Below are 19,381 nucleotides of genomic sequence, written 5' to 3'. Positions count from 1 at the left end.
CTAGAATGCTGGCCATCACGCGAGCCTTCTCGGTGCGGATTCCGATCCGCCGGGGAGGCTTTTTTCATGCCCGGGGCCCGCCTGCCCCGGCACTGGTGGGCCCACTTCGAGGTGCTCGCCCCGCCGAGCGGCCTGAACGTGCCGCGACCACCCATCGGTTTTTCCGTTCCCAACCGCAAGAGGAGATCCCAGTCATGAGCCCACGGACAAACACCGCGGCAGCCGCGGGAACTTGGCAACTCGGTGACCTGACCGTCAACCGCGTCGGGTTCGGCGCGATGCGCCTGACGGGTACCGCGCCATTCGACAGCGGTGTGCCACGTGACCGCGAGCGGTCGATCGGCGTGCTCCGGCGGGCGGTCGAGCTCGGTGTGAATCACATCGACACCGCCGCGTTCTACTTCTCGGCGACGCGCTCCGCCAACGAGCTGATCAACCGGGCGCTGGCGCCGTACCCGGAGGATCTGGTCATCACCACCAAGGTCTGGCCGGGCCGCGATCCCTCGGGCGCGTGGTGGTGGGCAGCGCCGGCGCAGTTGCGCGGCCAGGTCGAGGAAAACCTCCGCCAACTCGGCCGCGATCACCTGGACGTGGTGAACCTACGCGTGCCGCCGAGCCGTCGAACCGGCTCGATCGGCGAGCACTTCGGTGTGTTGGCCGAGCTGCGCGAAGCGGGGCTGGTCCGCCACCTCGGCATCTCCAACGTCACGTCTGACCAACTGGCCGAGGCCCGGGCCATCGCCCCGGTCGTCTGCGTGCAGAACCCCTACGGGGTCGGCGCGTTGAGCGAGGACCGGGCACTCCTACGGCGCTGCGGTGAACTCGGCCTCGCCTTCGTCCCGTTCTTCGCGATCGCCGGTCCCGGGCGGGAGGCGGGCCCGGCTACCGGTGACAGCGAGGCTGTGTGCGCCGTCGCCCGCGCGCACGGTGTGTCCATCGCGCAGGTCCGGCTGGCCTGGACCTTGCAGCAGGGGCCGCACGTGCTCGCGATCCCCGGGACAGGTGATCTGGACCACCTCGCACAGAACGTGGCGGCAGGCGCGCTACGGCTCTCGGAAGAGGAGATGGCGCGCCTCACCTCGCTGTGGCCGGTCGGCGAATAGCAAGCCATCGCCATTCGTCCATGGGCCACCGGCGCGCACTTTGGAGGGTCCGCCAGCCCCCTACTGGCGGACCCTTGCGTCTCCCAGCTCAGCAAGCGCCCGAGCCGAGTCGCCGTCATGGATCTTGCCCGCTTCCGTCTCCAAGGCCTGCTTGATCGCGGGCAGGTCTTCGGACCAGTTCCGAACGTGCCACCCCAGCATGCTCGCAAACCCTTTGCCGACCCCTACGCCAAGCACACGGTCGCGGGCAATCACCTGGTAACCATGCCGAATTCGCTCGAAGCACCAGAGCAGGTGGGTGTGCGCCCGCTCAGCTGCCGTCGCGCAGGTCGGCGATCCCCTTCGGCCGGAACTCGATCCGGTCGAAGGAGACCTCGCAGCCGTCGCCCGTGGGCGACTGGGCCAGGAAGCCGATGGACGCGGTGGCGGCCCGTTCCGGATCGCCCAGGGCGAAGACGCGGACGAAGGTCCACTTCTCGCCGTCGGGCGAGGCGTGGCAGGCGTAGGCGTTGCCGGTGCGGCTGAGGCGCAGCCAGTAGGTGTCGCCGTCCACGACGAAGGAGTTGACGTCGTCGGAGTGGCCGCGGGTGACGACCGTACAGATGGTGGGGCGGTCCGGGGAGAGTTCCAGGCAGATCTTGGCCCACTCCCGGTCGCCGACGTGAAGGTAGAGGACCCCCGCGTCGAAGGCGGCGGCGAAGCCGGCCTTCACCCGGGCGATGAGCTGGAAGTCGCCGTCCGGGGCGGCGCCCAGCAGCCGGGGCGCGTCGCTCTCGGTGTCGAGGGCGGGGCCGCCCGGCGGGACGAAGCGGTCCTGCTGGGCGCCGGCGCGGCCGGTGAGGACGCCGTCCTCGTAGTTCCAGCCCGCGGTGGGGCCGAACGGCTCCAGGCCGAAGGGGAGTTCGGGAAGGTGCAGGGTCATGCGGAGTGTCCGTTCACGCGGCGGGGCAGGCCCAGCGGGTTGTCCTCGCGCAGCTCCGGCGGGAGCAGCGCCTCGGGGACCGTCTGATAGCTGACCGGGCGCAGCCAGCGCTCGATCGCGGTGGCACCGACCGAGGTGAAGGTGGAGGTGGTGGCCGGGTAGGGGCCGCCGTGGTGCTGGGCGGGGGCGACGGCGACGCCGGTCGGCCAGCCGTTGACCAGGACGCGTCCGGCGAGCGGGGTGAGCGCGGTCAGGAGTGCGGCGGCGCTGCCGTCGGCTTCCTCGGTGGCGATCTGGAGGGTGGCGGTGAGGTTGCCGGGCAGCCGGGAGAGGACCGCGGTGATCTCGTCCTCGGAGGTGTAGCGGGCGACGACGGTGACGGGGCCGAAGCACTCCTCCAGGAGCGCGTCGTGCGCGCCCTCGGTGGCGAGGAGCTGCGCCGGTACGGTCAGGAAGCCGGCCGCGACGGTGTGTTCGCCGCCCGCGCCGGGGGTGACCGGGGCCTCCACGTCCGGGAGTGCGGTCCGCTCACTCACTCCGGCGAGGAAGGCGTCGCGCATGCGGTGGTCGAGCAGGACGCCGGCCTCGGTGTCGCTGACCGCTTCGGTGAGGGACTTCAGCAGCCGGTCGCCGCTCTCGCCCGCGGGGGCCAGGACGAAACCGGGCTTGGTGCAGAACTGGCCCGCGCCCATGGTCATCGAGCCGGCGAGCCCCGCACCGATCTGCTCGCCGCGCTCGGCGGCGGCCGCCTCGGTGATGACGACGGGGTTGAGGGAGCCGAGCTCGCCGTGGAAGGGGATGGGGACCGGCCGCGCGGCCGCCGCGTCGAAGAGTGCGCGTCCGCCGCGGACGGAGCCGGTGAAGCCGGCGGCGCTTACGAGCGGGTGCCTGACCAGTTCGACGCCCGCCTCGAAGCCGTGCACGACGGTGACGACGTCCTCGGGCAGCCCGTGCTGCGCCGCGGCCCGGCGCAGGATGGAGGCGCACAGTTCGGAGGTCGCGGGGTGGTCGGGGTGTGCCTTGACCACGACCGGGCAGCCGGCCGCGAGGGCGCTGGCGGTGTCGCCGCCGGGGACGGAGAAGGCGAGCGGGAAGTTGCTGGCCGCGTAGACGGCGACGACGCCGAGCGGGATCTTGTAGCGGCGCAGGTCGGGCCACGGCGGGGTGCGGGTGGCGTCCTCGTGGTCGATGTGGATGTCGAGGTAGGCACCCTCGTCGACGACCTCCGCGAAGGCACGCAACTGCGCCGCGGTGCGGGCGAGTTCGCCGGTCAGCCGGGCCGGGCCGAGTGCCGTCTCGGCGTCGGCGGCCTCGATGACGTGCTCACCGGCCTCGGCGAGCAGATCGGCCGCGGTGCGCAGGAACGCGGCGCGCACGGCACGGTCGGCGAGGGAGGTGCGTACGGCGTGAGCGGCCCGGACCGCACGGTCGACCTCCTCCGCTGTAGCCTCCACCGCAACCTGCTCACGCGGGTTCCCGGTGCGGGGGTCGACGCTCCAGACTGGTGCTGCTGCCACCGTGTTTCCTTCCGCTCCACTGCCACACATCAGAAGTTGTTCGGTATTCTGAACAGAGTTCCTGATCGTGAATATGAAGCGACTCTATTTCCGGGCGTTCGGTGTTGGCAAGAAGTCGCAGGGTTTCGTAAGTGGGCTGGAAGGGGCGTAGGGCGATGTCGGTTGCCGAGTCTGGTGGGGCACAGGTCAAGTCCGCGGTACGGACGGTGGAACTGCTGGAGTACTTCGCCGGACGGCCGGGCATGCACTCGCTCGCCGCGGTGCAGGAGGCGGTCGGGTATCCCAAGTCCAGCCTCTACATGCTGCTGCGCACCCTGGTCGAGCTGGGCTGGGTGGAGACGGACGCGACGGGGACGCGGTACGGGATCGGCGTACGGGCGCTGCTGGTCGGCACCTCCTACATCGACGGCGACGAGGTGGTCGCGGCCGCCCGCCCCACCCTGGACCGGCTCTCCGACGACACCACGGAGACCATTCACCTCGCCCGTCTCGACGGGACGAACGTGGTGTACCTCGCCACCCGCCAGTCCCAGCACTATCTGCGCCCCTTCACCCGCGTCGGCCGCAGGCTGCCCGCACACTCGACCTCGCTCGGCAAGGCGCTGCTGGCCACCCACAGCGACGAGCAGGTGCGCAAGATGCTGCCCGAGACGCTGCCCGCGCTGACCGAACACACCCTGACCGACCGGGAGAAGCTCATCGAGGAGCTGCACCTGATCCGCGAGCAGGGCTACGCGGTGGACCGCGAGGAGAACACGCTGGGGCTGCGCTGCTTCGGCGTCGCGGTGCCGTACCGCACTCCGGCCCGGGACGCCATCAGCTGCTCGGTGCCGGTCGCCCGGCTCACTCCGGCACACGAGCAGATGGTCAAGGACGCACTGTTCGACGCGCGGGACCGGCTGACCCTCGCCACCCGGAGGCTCTGACCGTGGAGGTCTCACTGCGCCCGGTACGGGACGCCGATCTGCCGTTGTTCTTCGTCTGGATGTCCGACCCGGAGTCGGTCCACGCGGCTGCCTTCACCAGTGAGGACCCGACCGACCGGCAGGCGTTCGACGCGCACTGGACGCGCATCCTCGCGGACCCGTCCGTCGTGATGCGCACGGTGCTCGCGGACGGTGCGGTGGCCGGCAGCGCCGGGGTGTACGGGGCGGCGGGCGAGCGAGAGGTCACGTACTGGATCGACCGGGCACGCTGGGGCTGCGGCCTGGCCACCGCCGCCCTGGAAGCGCTGCTCGACATCGTGGCCGAACGCCCGTTGCACGCGCGCGCCGCGGCCGACAACACGGGCTCGCGGCGGGTGCTGGAGAAGTGCGGGTTCGTCGTGACGGGCAAGGATCACGGCTACGCACACGCGCGCGGCGAGGACACGGACGAGCTGCTGTTCACCCTGCCCGGGTGAGACGACCGGCCGGATGAGATGACCTGCCGGGTAGGACGACCGGCCGGGTGGGACCTGCCGGGCTGGACCTGCCCGGGTGACACCGTCCGGGCGCGAGCCACCACCCGTCCCGCGCGACAGGCACAGGCCCGCCTGCCGTGCGATCCGCCATGACCATCGAGGCTTCGAACACCACTCCGATAACATGCTCGAATTCATGGCGATTTACCTCATCGTCCACCGACACCGGCGAACCGTGCTCCCGGCGCGACAAGTGCCGACAACATGACCGACTCCGCCCATATCTAACAAATCGGCCAAACTCTTGATACCTATAGCATCGCGGGTGTTTTCGCGAATAACCAACGGAAATACGCCCGGCACTTGGCGCCGCCCACGAACGGCGCTCTATGCCGCGGTAGCGGTGGTGGGCCTCGGGTTCCTCGTCGCTCTGGAGATCGCCGCGCGCCACTACGGCCTGCCGGGGCCGATCGCCAGCCAGGCGCGAGAGGTGATCGTCGCCCCCGCCTCGGGATTCCTGCTGTACGGCAGCATGGGCCTGATGATGGTGGTCCTCACCTGGCGGCAGCGGTTCATCGCCATCGGGACCGCGATCGGTATCGACCTCGTCTTCCTGCTGGTGCGCTGGGTGGCCGACGCGCCGGTGACCCACGGCCACCCCTTCGGTAACGGCGCGCTGTGGGTGATCCTGGGGTGCGCGGTCATCGCCATCACCCGCCGCACCGGCCAGGAACGCCTTCTGCTGCTGAAGGGTGTGGGGCTCGGCCTGCTGCTGGTGACCGGCCGCAAGACCGGCGACACCTGGTTGCTCATCACCTCGAAGACCCGCCCGCTGGTGCTCGACCAGTACGTGGCGACCGCCGACCACGCGCTGGGCAACCCCTCGTGGCTGGTGGGCCGGCTGGTCAGGTCCACCGGTTCGTTCGGTGAGGTCTTCCTCAACTCCGTCTACACCCAGCTCGCGGTGGCCGCGGTCGTCGTCGCGGTGTACCAGCTGCGCAAGGTGGCGGTCGAACGCCGCTTCCCGTCCCACCACCTGGTGCGCACCTTCCTGACCATCGGCCTCCTCGGGCCGGCCATCTACATGGTCTTCCCGGTCGTGGGACCGGTCTTCGCCTACGGCGCCGACGGCGGGCACTGGGCCGTGGCCAACCTGTGGCCCGACACGATGCCGCCGAGCAGTGGCCCGCAGCACATGCCGTTCGACGACTTCACCCCGCGCAACTGCATGCCCAGCCTGCACACGGCATGGGCCACCACGATCTTCATCCACTCCCGCAGGGGCCCCAGGCTCCTGCAGTTCGCGGGCGCGTTCTGGCTGGTCGCCACCCTCGCCGCGACGCTGGGCTTCGGCTACCACTACGGCATCGACATCATCACCGGCGTGATCTTCACCCTCACGATCGAGACGGCCCTGCGCTCGCTCGAACGCGGCTGGGACCGTTCCGGAACCCAGCTGGTCGCTTACGGTGCGACGGTCTTCACCGCGATCCTGGTGGCCTCCCGCTATCTGTCGACGCCGATGGCCACCTATCCGTGGCTCTTCGGCCCGCTGCTCGTACTGGCCACAGCCTCGGTGATCTACGCGTACGTGCGGACCACCCGGCAATGGGACCCGAAGCCCGCACCGGCGGTGCGGCAGCCGGAGCTTCAGCCCGAACTGGTCTGAGCCGCTCCCTCCCGGCCGGCCCGGGGCACGGCAGCTTTGATGAGGAATGGGTGAGAAGCGGCACAACCGGGAACGGAGTGCGGCTTCCCGCTCGTCCCTCCAGCGGGATGAACAAGACGATCAGGCGCGCCTCTGTCTTCTCCCTGCTGCTGGTCCTCGCCCTGCTGGGGCGTGCGACCTGGGTGCAGGCGTACCAGGCCCAGGCGCTCGCAGACAACGAACACAACCGGCGGAACGTCATCGCGCAGTACGCGCAGCCGCTCGGCGACATCATCGTGGCCGGCTCCCCGGTCACCGGATCGAAGAAGACGGAGGGCAGCGATCTCGAGTACAAACGCACCTACAAGGAGGGCGACCTCTACGCGGCCGTCACCGGCTACAGCTCGCAGGCCTATGGCTCCACCCAGCTCGAAGGGATCTACAGCGGGGTGCTGGACGGCACCGACACCCGGCTGAAGAATCCGCTGGACTCGCTGACCGGCAAGCAGAGCCCGCCCGGCAATGTGCTGACGACGATCGACCCGGACGTCCAGAAGGCGGCGTACGAGGCGCTCGGGGACGACAAGGGCGCGGCCGTCGCGATCGACCCGAAGAGCGGGCAGATCCTGGGGATGGTCTCCTCCCCGTCCTACGACCCCTCCGACATCAGTGGGACGACGGACGGCGACACCTGGCAGAAGCTGCTCGCCGACCCGGACAAGCCGCTGGTCAACCGCGCCATGCGGCAGCCGCTGGCGCCGGGTTCGACGTTCAAGCTGGTGGTGGCATCGGCCGCACTGGAGAACGGGCTGTACAGCTCGGTCGACGAGCCGACGAAGAGCCCCGTCCCGTACACGCTGCCCGGGACCAGCACCCCCCTGAAGAACGAGAGCGCCTCCGCCCCCTGCGAGAACGCGACGCTGCGCGTGGCGCTCCAGTACTCCTGCAACAACGTCTTCGGCAAGGTCGCCGCCGATCTCGGCCAGGACAAGGTTCGGGCGATGGCGGAGAAGTTCGGTTTCAACACCGAGAAGCTCGATGTGCCGGTCCGGGCCTCGAAGAGCATCTACCCGTCCGGGATGGACAAGGCACAGACGGCGCTGACGGGCATCGGCCAGTTCGAGGTCACCGCGACGCCGCTGCAGATCGCCATGGTCTCCGCGACCCTCGCCAACGACGGCGAACTCGCCGCCCCGCACATGGTCTCCAAGGTGACGGACTCCGAGGGCGGCACGCTCCAGGACTACGCGGACGGTGACATGAAGCGCATCGTCTCCTCGTCCACGGCCGAGCAGCTGCGCAGCGCGATGGTGACCGTCGTGGAGGAGGGCACCGGCACCAACGCCCGGATCGACGGCGCCGAGGTGGGCGGCAAGACGGGCACCGCGGAGAACGGCGTGGGCAACAGCAACACCCCGTACGCCTGGTTCACCTCGTACGCGAAGGACGACTCCAGCGGCCAGGAGGTCGCGGTCGCCGTGATCGTGGAGGACTCGGGGTCGGCGGCGTCCGAGGTCAGCGGCAACGGCCTCGCGGCCCCGATCGCCCAGAAGATGATGAAGGCCGCACTCCAGCGTTAGGCGGGAGCGGCCCAACGTCCCGGCGCTCCTCTCCAGGGGCGCCGGGACGTTCTTTGTGTTCCGGACCCTTCAGGTTTTCGCTCTGTTACGCCTTACTTGGTGACACACCCGCGTCGAAGCGCTTCCGGGGTGCGCTGGTACGCTCTCGCCCCGCCGCCCGCCGTGGGCGGCGGCTGGGAACGTACACAGTCCGGCCGACGCAGGCACCGGAACGCGAGCGCAGAGATGAGGTAGCTGTGGGCACATCCATCGACCATGCCGATGCCGCTGCCGCCGAGTTCCATGAGTTCTTCGAGGCCCATTACGCCGAACTCGCCCGGCTGGCCCATCTGCTGACCGGTGAGGCCGATGCCGCCGACGATCTGACGGCCGACGCCCTGCTGGCGCTCTGGCACCGCTGGGACCGGGTCAGGAACGCCGACCATCCGGTGGCGTACGCGCGCGGCGTCGTCGCCAACATGGCGAGGACCCGGATCCGCAGCGCGGTGCGCGAGCGGCGCCGGATCGCGCTGTTCTGGGCGCCGCGCGGCAGCGGGGACGCGGTCGACGATCCGGATGTGTCGGCGGTCGTCGACGTCCAGGGGGCGCTGCGCAGACTGCCGTTCCGCAAGCGTGCCTGTGTGGTGCTGCGGCACGCCTTCGACCTCTCGGAGCGGGACACCTCGCTGGTGCTCGGGATCTCGGTGGGTACGGTGAAGAGCCAGACCTCGCGTGCCGTCGCGGAACTGCAGCGGCTGCTGGGTCCGGAGACGTCCGCCGCCGCACACGTACAGGCGGCCGTCGCGGCGCAGCCCAGCGGAGGAGACCGGTGAAGGACGAGGAGCTGTCCGTGCGGCTGCGGGAGGCCGCCGAGGCGCACCGCCCCGACCGGGAGCGGATGCTGGCCCGGGTCAAGCGCGGCATGGCCGAGGGCCGCCCGCCCGCCCGGCCGGCGCGCCCGCCGCGTGCGGCGGCGCCGTGGCTGCGAGTCGCGGGGGCGACGGCCGCGGTCTGCGGCGTTCTGGCGTTCGGCGCGGTCGCCGTGACTTCCGCCGGCGGGGACAACGCACCGCACGGGGAGCGGGTGGCGGCCCCCGGGACACCCGTCCCCACCCCGTCCGTGACACCGCCCGCGGCCCTCGGCCCGTTGCGGACGCAGGACGGGCCGCTGTGGACGGACGGTGCCGTCGACCCGCACTCCAACGCGTACTGGGCGCAGAGCAATGTGACGCTGCGGACGGCCGAGCCGCTGTCCGCGCTCACCGTGGAACTGCGGATCGCGCTCACCGGCGGGGTGAACACCACCGGTTCCTGGCGCTCGTTGCCCGAGAAGGACTTCACCGTGTCGGCGACGGAGGACGGCGGCTATCTCGTCTACCGGTGGGCGCTGAAGGCGGGCCGGACCGTCCCCGCCGGCACCCACACGTTCGCGGGGCAGTACAACCACGCCGAGGGCGACCGGGACGCGTCGGGCGACTACCTGACCGCGCACGCGGTCCGCGCCTCCGGTGAACGGGCCTCGGTGGGCGACTACTTCGGCCCCGACCACTGACCGGTCCACCGGCCCGACGACCAGACGGAAAGAAGACGGCGGAACCCGGCAACCCTTGTCCCCCGCGGTGGCGACCAAGAAGCGCAACGCTCCCCCCACCATCGAGGAACGGGACACCGACATGAAGAAACGAGCCGCACTGCAAGGCAGCCATGCACGGCGCACCGGCCGCCGCCGCATGTTCGCCGCTTCGACCACCGCACTGGCGCTCACCGGCGCCGCGCTCACCACCGGCCTGCTGGTCCAGTCGGCCGACGCGGCCCCCACGGCCGCCGCGGCCGCCGCCTGGCCTACGCCCTCGGGTTCGCAGGCCGTCTCGGCGACCATCGAGGTCTCGGGGACGTACGACGGCGGACTGAAGCGCTTCTACGGGAGCGGGGACCTGGGCGACGGCGGTCAGGACGAGGGCCAGGACCCGATCTTCGAACTCGCCGACGGGGCGGTCCTGAAGAACGTCGTCGTCGGCTCGCCGGCCGCCGACGGCATTCACTGCAAGGGCAGCTGCACGATCCAGAACGTGTGGTGGGAGGACGTCGGCGAGGACGCGGCGTCCTTCAAGGGCACCTCGTCGGGCGCCACGTACAAGGTGACCGGCGGTGGCGCCAGGAAGGCCGACGACAAGGTCTTCCAGTTCAACGGCGCGGGCACGCTGACGATCAGCGGCTTCCAGGTGTCGGACTTCGGCAAGCTCGTCCGGTCCTGCGGCAACTGCTCCAAGCAGTACAAGCGCACGATCGCGGTCAGCGACGTCGACGTGACGGCGCCGGGCAAGGCCCTGGTCGGGATCAACACCAACTACGGGGACACCGCGACGCTGAAGTCCGTCCGGATCCACGGCGACAGCAGCAAGAAGATCAAGCCGTGCGTCCGCTACACGGGCAACGACGACGGTGACGAGCCGACGGAGACCGGCAGCGGTCCTGACGGCACGTACTGCAAGTACAGCAGCTCGGACATCAGCTACGACTGAGCGGCACAGCGACGGTGACGGGAGCCCCGCCGGACCGGTCCGGCGGGGCTCCCGTCATGCGGTGGCGCGTTCTACTCGTACGGGCGCCAGTCCCCGAACCAGGCGGCCGGGGTGTGCAGGCGCGCCTCGGACGCGGTCAGCAGGGGGCGGTTGGCGGGTACGGTGACGCGCGCGCCGGGGCCCGTGTTGCGGTACTCGGCGAACCGCTGCTCCTGCCAGGGGAAGCCCGCGGACATGGTCCCGTACGGCTCGTCCGTGTCGGTCCCCGCGTCGAGGCGGCTGTCGCGCACGGTCAGCATCGGGTGTGCGGTGAGGTCGGACGAGGGCACCCACGGGCGGGCCAGTTTGAAGTACCCGTCCGGCGCGGCGCTGGTGATGCGGGAGCGCTGCACCAGGTAACCGTGCGGGTTGGCTCCGGCGGTACTGGGTGCGAAGACGAAGCCGTACGGCGCGGCCGCCAGGTCGGTGCGGGTCAGGGTGCGGAAGTGACACCGGTCGAGTACGGCGGTGGCGCGGCCGAAGACGAAGTCGACGTCACCTTCGACGTAGCAGTCGCGGTAGTACTGGCGGGCGAAGTCGGTGAGGGCGAGGGAGTCGGCGTACAGGGTGTCCTGGTGACCCAGGAAGCGGCATCCGTAGAACGCCGAACGGTCTCCCTGCACCTTGATGGCGACGGCCTGGGTGCCGGTGTATTCGGGGTGGTCGGCGCGCAGCCAGTCGTTGGCGAAGGTCAGGCCGTGGGCGGTGAGGCCGGCGGGCCGGGCGGTGACGGTGGCGGATCCGCTGGTGCCGTACGTCCCCGAACCGTCCGGCCGGGGGGTGCCGTTGGCGTTGGCGTACACGATGACGGTGTCGTGCGGGTCACCGCTCGCGCCGATGAGGGTGAGGCCGGTCCGGTCGGCCGGGATGTCGACCGTCTCGCGGTAGGTGCCCGGGGCGATGACCAGGGTGCGGCCGGTGCCGGTCGCGGCGTCCACGGCGGCCTGGACGCGGGTGTGGTCGCCCCTGCCGTGGGCGTCGACGTACAGCGTCGCGGCGTCGAGGCGGCGGGACGGTGAGCCGTAGCGTCCGAAGGGGCGGTGTGCGCCGGGCCGGCCGTGGGCGTGCGCGGCGGGGGCGGCGCCGAGGACGAGGGCGGCGCTGCCGCCCGCGAGCAGGGTCAGGGCACTGCGTCTGCTGGGCATGGGCGGTACTTCCTTACGCGGAGGGCTCGACGGGACGTACGGTCTCCCCGCCGGTGCCGGGAGTGGCACCGGCGGGGAGACCGCCGGACACGGGACAGCCGGCGGTCAGGCGCCGGGAATCCGCCCGGCGCCGGCCTTGAGGCCGACGAGCAGCGGCACGAGAACCGGGTGGTCGACCCTGGTGCGCAGGGTCGGCGTCCAGCCGGCACCGGTGGTGAGCTGCTCCGCGGGGACGCCCGCGTTGTGGACGGCGACGAGGTCCGTCCGGCGGCCGTTGACGTAGTTGTCCGCGGCGGTGAGCGAGGACTCGGACCACTTCTTGAGGATCTTCGCCTGGTCGAATCCGGCGCCGAGGCTGAACGCGTTGTGCTCAGCGACGAGCTGGGACTCGGCGCCGATGCCGTACGTGTAGCCGTAGACGCTGCCCTTGGTTGCGACGAAGTGGTTGTTGTAGGAGTCGACCTGTCCGAAGCGGACCCGGGGGGCGCGCTCGTTCACGTCCTTGAAGAGATTGTGGTGCAGGGTGACGCGCAGCTTGCCGCGGTCGGTCGCCCCGGCGCCGTCGCTGTTGCCGATGAGCATCGTCTTGTCGTGGTCCTTGAGGACGTTCCACGAGGCGGTGACGAGGTCGGCGCCCTTGACGATGTCGAAGAGGCCGTCGTGCTGCTGGTACCGCTCGTTGAAGTAGAGCGGCTGGTCGGCGTCGGGGCGGTCGCCGTCACTGAAGGTGTTGTGGTCGACCCAGACGTGGTCGGAGCCGTAGACGACGAGGTTGTCGTACTCGGAGTTCCAGTGCCCGGTCTCACCGTCGGTGGGGTCCCACTGGGGGAAGCAGTCGTAGGTGTCCTCGAAGCTGATGTTGCGGACGATGACGTTGGAGACGTTCTGGATCTGGATGCTGGCGCCGATGACCGTCGCGTCCTTGCCGACCCCGATGATCGTGGTGTTGGACGGGACGTAGACGTTCACCGCGGCCTTCTGCAGCTTGGCGGAGGCGAGCCGGGCGTCCTCCAGGGGCCCGGACGGAACCTCCTCGCGGCCCCAGGTGGCCGGGTCGTAGGCGGCGAGGTACTTGTCCAGGGTGTAGCCGTCGGTCTGGTACGCCTCGCAGCCGATCGGGGTGCCCTCGGCGTCGGAGTTCCCGTGGACGGTGCCGTCGATCCTGATGATCTTCGGTGCGTCGCCCGCGTCCTCGAAGGCGGCGATGAGTTCGGCGCGGTTGCTCACGGTGTAGATGTGGTCGGGGGTGGCGGCGGCGCCGCCGGTGGTGGAGCCCTCGGCGGCGGCCCAGCCGTCGCCCTTGGCGAGGACGGCACGGTCGATGCCCTTGGAGTGGCCGGAGCCGCCCGGGTGCCCGGTGGCCTGGGCGGGGACGGACACGGCGAGCGCCAGGGAGGCGCAGCCCATCACCAAGGCAATGGCGCGGGCATGACAGATGCGTGCGGGCATGGCGGATCCTTCGGTGGTGAGGAGGGAGCTGTGAAATGAGGAGAAGGAGAGGCGGGGCGGCCGGGTCAGGCCTGCGGCCAGGTGATCCATTCGAGCGGGATCGCGGAATCGGTGCGCCGTACGTCGCGCGGGGCGAGTACCTTCCCGGCCACGAGGGACCGGGCGACGAGCCGCGCGGCCTCGACGGCGCCACGGGGCCGGAAGTGCGTGTTGTCCTGTTGCCCGTCCGGGTAGTTGGGCGACTGGCCCGGCTCCAGCCAGTTGAAGTACTCCAGCGTGCCGTCGGGGCCGAGCTCCTGCCAGCGCGCGAGCGTGAGCGCCTGGAGGTCGAGCAGGGGGACGCGCTCCTCGGCGGCCAGCGCGCGCATCGCGGCCGGGTACTCGCCGTGACTGGGCTTCGCCGTGCCGTCCGCGGCGAAGCGGCGGCGCTCCACCGGGGTGAGCAGGACCGGCCGCGCCCGGCGGGACCGTGCGCCGTGCACGTACTGGCGCAGGTAGTCCTGGTAGGTGGTGTACGGGTCGGTGCCGCGGGCCGGGTCCTCGGTCTTCTCGTCGTTGTGCCCGAACTGGATCAGCAGGAGGTCGCCCTCGCGTACCTCCTCCAGCAGGGCTGCGAGCCGGCCCTCGTCGATGAAACTCTTCGAACTGCGGCCGTTCATCGCATGGTTGGCGACCGTCAGGGTGCGGCCCAGGAAGAACGGCAGGGCCATGCCCCAGCCGGTCTCGGGCGCCGCGTCGGCGTACTTCTGCGCGGCCGTCGAATCGCCGGCGATGTGCACGGTACGGGGGCGGGGGCGTCCGCCCGGGCTGTGCGCCGCCGCTGCGGTGCCGGTGGCGAGCACCAGGGGCAGCGCGGCGATGGCGGCCGCGGTCTGCCTGCGGGTGAGTGACACGGTGAAACTGCCTCTCTCATGGATGCGTAGCGGTGCGTACGGGGACGTGCGTACGGCGGTACGGAGTGCAGGAGGAGAAGTGCAGGAGGAGAGGGGACCGGCGGCGGGACGCGACCCGGACCGCCGCCGGTCCCCCGTCACCGGGGTGTCGGCCTGGTGAGAGGCCCCAGGAGCCGGATCAGCCGTTGCCGATCTCCTTCCACTCCTTCTGGGCCTTGTTCAGCTCGTCCGCGATCTTGTCCAGGAAGGCCTTGGCCGTGACCTTGCCGAGCAGCAGCTTCTGGAACTCCGGCTCGTTGTCCGCCTTGCTGATGTTGTTCCAGTCCGGCAGGTAGTACGGCAGCTGCACGATCTTGGTGGAGCCGTCGGTGAGGGCCTTCGCGGCGAGCTCGGTCGGCTCGGTGGCGCTGATCCACGGGTCCTTGGCGGCCTCGGTGTTGGCCGGGATGGCGCCCGCGGACTCGTTCCACTTGCTGTTCGACTCGTGGGAGGCGGCGAACTCGATGAACTTCCAGGCGGCCGTCTTGTTCTTGCTCGACCGGAACAGGCCGAGCCCGTCGACCGGGTTGGAGACCTGCACCCGGGTGCCGCTGTCGCCGATCGGGTTCGGTATGCCGGCGAACTTCTCCTTGCCCAGCGCCTTCAGGTGGTCCTGGTAGGAGCCGAGGTTGTGGCTCAGCATGCCGATGGTGCCGGTGTCGAACTGGGCGACCATCTTGGTGAAGTCGTTGTTGACGTCGGCGGCGGGCGTCGTCTTCTTGTACAGCGCCACGTACTTCTCCAGCGCGGCGACGTTCTTCGGGTCGTTGAGCGTCGTCTTGTCGCCGCTCCAGAACTCCGTGATGCCGGACTGACCGTACGACGCGTCGATCGCCTGGGCGATGGAACCGGCGCCACCGCGGATGGTGTAGCCGAACTTGTTGTCCTTGGAGGCGGTGAGCTTCTCGGCCGCCGTGTAGAAGTTGGCCCAGGTGGTGGGCGCTTCGAGGTTCGCGGCCTTGAACAGGTCGGTGCGGTACCAGAGTGCGCCGTTGTTGGCGGAGGTCGGGACGGAGTACATGTCGTCGCCCCGGCCGCCCGCGTCCTTGACGCTCGCGACCATGCCCTCGACGAGCTTGCCGTTGAGGGTGGAGTCCTTGATCCGGCTGTTGAGCGGCTCAAGGGCCTCCTGCGAGACCATGTTGGCGAGGTAGGCGGTGCCGACGCCGCCGACGTCCGGCAGTCCGCCGCCCGCGATGGCCGTGTCGTACTTGGACTGCACGTCGGCGATCGGGATCGGGACGTACTTGACCTTGATGTCCGGGTACTTCTTCTCGAAGTCCTTGATGATCTCGGTCCAGATGGCGGTGCGCGGACCACCGTTGTTGTCCCAGAAGGTGATCTCGCCCTTGCCGCTGCCCTCGGTGCCGGTGTCGCTGCCGTCGTCACCGCAGGCGGTCGCGGTCAGTGCGAGTACCGCGGCAAGGGAGACAGCGGCCGTGGCACGCCCCCGCTGCGTCTTCGAGATGTTCATGATCGGCTCTTCTCTCTCGGTTCTCTCGGTCCGTGCGCATGAGTGGGGGGTTCGGTGGTCCGGTGCCGGCCGGCGGTCGCCCTTCGACGGCCCGGCCGGTACGGGTCAGGGGGTGGTGCGGAATCCGGTGAAGCAGGCCGTCCCGGCCGGCCCCGTCCCGGGCGGTGCGGTGGCGAACAGGCCGAGCAGAGCCCCGACCCAGCGCCACGGCGTCGCGGCGAAGACCTGGCCCGAGGGCCGGAATCCGGTCCCGTCCCCGGTGTCGGCGTAGAAGCGGCAGCGGGCCCCGGGGGTGACCTCGATGCGCAGCCGGGCCCGTCCCTCGGGCGCCGGCCTGCTGTGCTCGGCGTCGCGCTCGTGCTCGGCGACCGTCTCGGCGTACCGGTGCACGAGGCGTACCCCGCCCGCGCCGTCCGCCGGCCGCTCCAGGCCGATCCAGCTGAACGCGTCCCCGAGCACCGCGAGACCGGCCTTGGCCCCCGCCACCTCGCTGCCGAGGGCGAGCTCGGCCTCGGCGGTGAACGTCTCGGCGGGCAGCCGCTGGACCAGCACGTTGGGCAGGGCCCGCAGGTCGTGTGCGTACGCGGTCCGTACGCAGCTGAGCCGCAGCCCGTCCCCGCCGTGCTCGACGGTCCAGCCGGGGCGCGGGTCGGCGGTCCACTGCCACTGCCTGCCGTACCGGCCGCCCGGGAAGCTGTCGCCACTGGCCGGGGCCGCGGCGGACTGTTCGGGCGCGGCCGGTTTGGTGTGCACGGAGACGGGCTCTCCCCCGTCGCCGATGACCGGCCAGCCTTCGTCCTCCGCGTCCCAGCGCATGGGCTGGAGGTGGACCACCCGCCCGTACGCCCCGCGCTCCTGGAAGTGCAGGAACCAGTCCTCGCCGGCCGCGGTCGTGACCCAGCCGCCCTGGTGCGGCCCGTTGACGTCGGTACGGCCCTGGGCGAGGACGACGCGTTCCTCGTACGGCCCGAAGAACTCCCGTGAACGGAAGGCGCCCTGCCAGCCGGTCGTGACCCCGCCGGCCGGGGCGAGGATCCAGAACTCGCCGCCCCGCCGGTAGAGCTTGGGGCCCTCCAGGGTGAACCAGCCGGGGATCGTGTCGGCGTCGATCAGGGTCTTGCCCTCGTCGAGCAGCTCCCGTCCGTCGGGGCTCATCCGATGGCCGGTGAGCCGGTTCTTGATCCCGGAGCGTGACTTGGCCCAGGCGTGCACCAGGTAGGCCTCGCCGGTCTCCTCGTCCCACAGCGGGCAGGCGTCGATCAGTCCCTTGCCCGCCTTGACCAGATGGGGCGCGCTCCACGGGCCGCGGATGTCCTCGGCGTTGATCTGCTGGATGCCGTGGTCGGGGTCGCCCCAGAAGATCCAGAACCGTCCGGCGTGGTGCCGCAGCGACGGCGCCCACACCCCGCAGTCGTGCCGGGGCACGGCGAAGTCGGCGGCCGGCTCCAGCCGGTCCAGGGCGTGGCCGATGAGGGTCCAGTTGACGAGGTCGCGGGAGTGCAGCAGCGGCAGTCCGGGGACCCGGCCGAAGCTGGAGGCGGTGAGGTAGAAGTCGTCGCCGACCCGCACCACGTCGGGGTCGGACCAGTCGGCGTTCAGCACCGGGTTGCGGTAGGTGCCGTCGCCGAGGTCGGCCGTCCAGGGGCGCTCGCCGGCCGCGCTCACGCGGTCACCGCCCGGCGGACGTAGGCGGCGGCCCCGGCCCGGTCGAGCCGGCCGTCCGCGATGACGGTGACGACCCGGCGCACGACCGTCGCGCCGGCGGGGATCGGGAGCCGGCGGTCGGCGGCGAGGGAGGAGCCGACGCCGGGGTACTCGGTGGTCCGCACGAACCACGGGTCCCGGCGGGTCTCCTCGGTCGCCCCGGCGAACACCAGGGTCCAGCCGTCGCCGCTCATCGCCACCCAGTCGGCGGCCTTCCCGTGCACCGCCTCCTCGCCGTCCGCGGACCCGCTGAACACCGCGGGCGCCGAAGCCTCCTTGGGTGCGCGCCAGAAGAAGCCGCCGTATCCGGCGCCCGGCCGCCCGTTGGTGGCGGGGCTGCCGATCGACAGGTCCGAGGTGCCCCTGTTGGTGAGCGAGAAGGAGAAGTCCAGCGCCCAGGCGCTCTCGGAGAGTTCCGCGGTGGCGACCGTGCGGTGCTCCCGCAGCAGTTCGGTGTCGCCGGCCTCCCAGCTGAGCTCCTCGACGAACCCGTCCGGGTCGCGGAGCTTCCAGCCGAGGTGGCGCTGGACCCCGTGGTTGTCGAGCACGGTGGGGCCCTGGTCGCGGACGAAGGTGCGCCCGCCCCAGAAGTTGTGCCCGGCGACGTCCGGGACGGCGACGGAGGTGCCCAGGTGGTGCACGTGGTCGGCCGGGCGCTCCTCGGTGACGGGGGTGCCGGCGAGGGTGGTGACCGGGTGGAGGTAGGGGCGGCCGTCGGCGGCGGGGAGGTAGGTGTAGCGGCCGACCGGACGGCCGGCGCAGCTCAGCAGTGCGGTGGTGGTCACGATGAACTCACCTCGGTGGGAAGCGCCCAGGGGACGCCGAGTTCGGAGAAGAGGGTGAGGGTGTCGGCGCCCGCGGCGACCACTCCGTCGATCCCGCGCACCACCCGGCGGGGGCCGGTGGACGCGGTCGCGGGTGCGGTGTACCAGGCCCCGGCCGGCAGCGCGAGCGGTTCGGGGGCGGTCCGTACGGCCTCGACGACCTCCATGAACGCCCCGGTGCGGTGCGGCGGTACGAGCAGGGCGGCATCCCGCACCAGGTGGTCGACGAGGTTCTCCAGGAGGTCGGTCCTGCCGTGCACCGCCTCCTCGGGGCCGTGTCCGGCGCGCTGGACGAGGACCCGGTCCTGCTTGTACCAGAAGGTGATCCGGCCGCGGTCGCCGTGGACGATCACATAGGGCTCCCCGGCCTGTTCGGCGCAGAGGGTGACGGCGGCGGTGACCGGGATCCCGGCCGTGGTGGTGATGCGTACGCAGGAGGTGTCGTCGGCCTCGATGTCGTGGGCGCGGAAGAGCTCGGTCTCGACTCCGGCGACGTCCTGGGCCGTGCCGCTGCCGGCGAGTTCGAGCGCGGTGGCGACGGCGTGGGCGAGCGGGTTGGTCAGGACCCCGTCGACGACGTCGGTATCGCCGATCCGGCGCCGCCCGGCCCAGGGCGCCCGCTGGTAGTAGGCCTCGTCCCTGACCCAGGCGCCTGCGGCACCGTAGCCCTGGACGGTGCCGATGGCGCCGCTGCGCACGAGCTCGCGGATGGCGGGCACGGCGTGCGAACCGAAGGACTGGAAGCCCACCTGGCAGGCGATGCCGGCCCGCTGCACCCCGGCCAGGATCCGGTCGAAGTCGGCGCGGGTCGCGGCGGGCGGCTTCTCCAGCAGGAGGTGGACACCGCGGTCGGCGGCCGTGAGCGCCAGTTCGGTGTGGGTCTGGATCGGGGTGCAGATGACGGCGGCGCGGGCCCCGGTGGAGTCCAGGAGCGCACCGAAGTCGGCCGACTGCTCGGGGAGTTCACCGGCGAAGGCGTTGAGTTCGCCGTCGTCGAGCGGCTTGAGTTCACAGATTCCGGCGAGCCGGACGAGGCCCTGGTGCTGGAGGCGGCGGATGTTGGCGAGGTGCCAGCGCCCGTGGCCGCGGGCGCCCGCGAGGACGATGGGGACGGGTGTGGTGGCGGGAATCGACGGCATGT

General features: G+C 71.1%; 17 protein-coding genes. 8 read left to right on the top strand and 9 right to left on the bottom strand.

Annotation, left to right across the window (positions count from 1 at the left end; all coding sequences use genetic code 11):
• The first annotated feature begins 194 nt into the window (after positions 1-194).
• The gene (locus OG912_RS27755) at positions 195-1,103 is read left to right on the top strand and encodes an aldo/keto reductase (RefSeq protein WP_327711727.1); all 909 of its coding nucleotides are present in this window, start codon (positions 195-197) and stop codon (positions 1,101-1,103) included.
• Between the two features lie 310 nt (positions 1,104-1,413).
• Here OG912_RS27755 and OG912_RS27750 read toward each other — a convergent pair whose 3' ends face one another.
• Together OG912_RS27750 and OG912_RS27745 are read right to left on the bottom strand one after the other, a co-directional pair.
• Positions 1,414-2,025, bottom strand: a complete 612-nt coding sequence (locus OG912_RS27750; protein ID WP_327711726.1) for a DUF1349 domain-containing protein — start codon at positions 2,023-2,025, stop codon at positions 1,414-1,416.
• Complete coding sequence (locus tag OG912_RS27745; RefSeq protein WP_327711725.1) at positions 2,022-3,542, bottom strand: aldehyde dehydrogenase (NADP(+)); 1,521 nt, start codon at positions 3,540-3,542, stop codon at positions 2,022-2,024. The genes OG912_RS27750 and OG912_RS27745 overlap by 4 nt, the downstream gene beginning before the upstream one ends.
• Positions 3,543-3,697: 155 nt before the next feature.
• Between OG912_RS27745 and OG912_RS27740 the strand changes: the two genes are divergently transcribed.
• The 7 genes from OG912_RS27740 to OG912_RS27710 all read left to right on the top strand — a co-directional run bounded on the left by OG912_RS27740 (position 3,698) and on the right by OG912_RS27710 (position 10,673).
• Positions 3,698-4,468 (top strand): IclR family transcriptional regulator, encoded by a 771-nt coding sequence (locus OG912_RS27740; protein WP_219569419.1) that lies wholly within the window; start codon positions 3,698-3,700, stop codon positions 4,466-4,468.
• 2 nt (positions 4,469-4,470) lie between these two features.
• Positions 4,471-4,944: a GNAT family N-acetyltransferase gene (locus tag OG912_RS27735; protein ID WP_327711723.1), complete on the top strand. Its 474-nt coding sequence runs from the start codon at positions 4,471-4,473 to the stop codon at positions 4,942-4,944.
• 403 nt (positions 4,945-5,347) lie between these two features.
• On the top strand, positions 5,348-6,613 hold the full coding sequence (locus OG912_RS27730; RefSeq protein WP_327713563.1) for a phosphatase PAP2 family protein: 1,266 nt from the start codon (positions 5,348-5,350) through the stop codon (positions 6,611-6,613).
• Between the two features lie 107 nt (positions 6,614-6,720).
• On the top strand, positions 6,721-8,172 hold the full coding sequence (locus OG912_RS27725; protein WP_327711721.1) for a peptidoglycan D,D-transpeptidase FtsI family protein: 1,452 nt from the start codon (positions 6,721-6,723) through the stop codon (positions 8,170-8,172).
• A gap of 236 nt (positions 8,173-8,408) precedes the next feature.
• Positions 8,409-8,984 (top strand): SigE family RNA polymerase sigma factor, encoded by a 576-nt coding sequence (locus OG912_RS27720; RefSeq protein ID WP_327711719.1) that lies wholly within the window; start codon positions 8,409-8,411, stop codon positions 8,982-8,984.
• On the top strand, positions 8,981-9,703 hold the full coding sequence (locus OG912_RS27715) for a hypothetical protein (protein WP_327711718.1): 723 nt from the start codon (positions 8,981-8,983) through the stop codon (positions 9,701-9,703). The genes OG912_RS27720 and OG912_RS27715 overlap by 4 nt, the downstream gene beginning before the upstream one ends.
• 121 nt (positions 9,704-9,824) lie before the next feature.
• Positions 9,825-10,673 carry a pectate lyase gene (locus OG912_RS27710; protein ID WP_326740552.1) on the top strand — a complete coding sequence of 283 codons (849 nt, stop codon included), beginning with the start codon at positions 9,825-9,827 and terminating at the stop codon, positions 10,671-10,673.
• Positions 10,674-10,744: 71 nt separating this feature from the next.
• On the opposite strand, the gene OG912_RS27705 is transcribed toward OG912_RS27710, so the two are convergent.
• The 7 genes from OG912_RS27705 to OG912_RS27675 form a co-directional block, all read right to left on the bottom strand.
• On the bottom strand, positions 10,745-11,857 hold the full coding sequence (locus OG912_RS27705) for a pectinesterase family protein (RefSeq protein ID WP_327711716.1): 1,113 nt from the start codon (positions 11,855-11,857) through the stop codon (positions 10,745-10,747).
• A 105-nt stretch (positions 11,858-11,962) separates the two neighbouring features.
• Complete coding sequence (locus tag OG912_RS27700; protein ID WP_327711715.1) at positions 11,963-13,306, bottom strand: pectate lyase family protein; 1,344 nt, start codon at positions 13,304-13,306, stop codon at positions 11,963-11,965.
• 65 nt (positions 13,307-13,371) lie between these two features.
• Complete coding sequence (locus OG912_RS27695) at positions 13,372-14,199, bottom strand: rhamnogalacturonan acetylesterase (RefSeq protein ID WP_327711714.1); 828 nt, start codon at positions 14,197-14,199, stop codon at positions 13,372-13,374.
• Between the two features lie 178 nt (positions 14,200-14,377).
• Positions 14,378-15,712 (bottom strand): ABC transporter substrate-binding protein, encoded by a 1,335-nt coding sequence (locus OG912_RS27690; RefSeq protein WP_326735510.1) that lies wholly within the window; start codon positions 15,710-15,712, stop codon positions 14,378-14,380.
• 105 nt (positions 15,713-15,817) lie between these two features.
• On the bottom strand, positions 15,818-17,377 hold the full coding sequence (locus OG912_RS27685; RefSeq protein ID WP_327711713.1) for a glycoside hydrolase family 43 protein: 1,560 nt from the start codon (positions 17,375-17,377) through the stop codon (positions 15,818-15,820).
• Positions 17,374-18,201 carry a PmoA family protein gene (locus tag OG912_RS27680; protein ID WP_327711712.1) on the bottom strand — a complete coding sequence of 276 codons (828 nt, stop codon included), beginning with the start codon at positions 18,199-18,201 and terminating at the stop codon, positions 17,374-17,376. Before OG912_RS27680 ends, OG912_RS27685 begins: the two co-directional genes overlap by 4 nt.
• Entirely contained in the window at positions 18,198-19,379 is a 1,182-nt protein-coding gene (locus OG912_RS27675; RefSeq protein ID WP_327711710.1) for a Gfo/Idh/MocA family protein, read from the bottom strand. Before OG912_RS27675 ends, OG912_RS27680 begins: the two co-directional genes overlap by 4 nt.
• Positions 19,380-19,381: the final 2 nt, after the last annotated feature.

It is taken from the genome of Streptomyces sp. NBC_00464, from assembly GCF_036013915.1.
In the GTDB taxonomy this organism is placed as follows: domain Bacteria; phylum Actinomycetota; class Actinomycetes; order Streptomycetales; family Streptomycetaceae; genus Streptomyces.
Note: the sequence above shows the minus strand (reverse complement) of the source record. Positions and strands in the feature narration are given on the sequence as shown.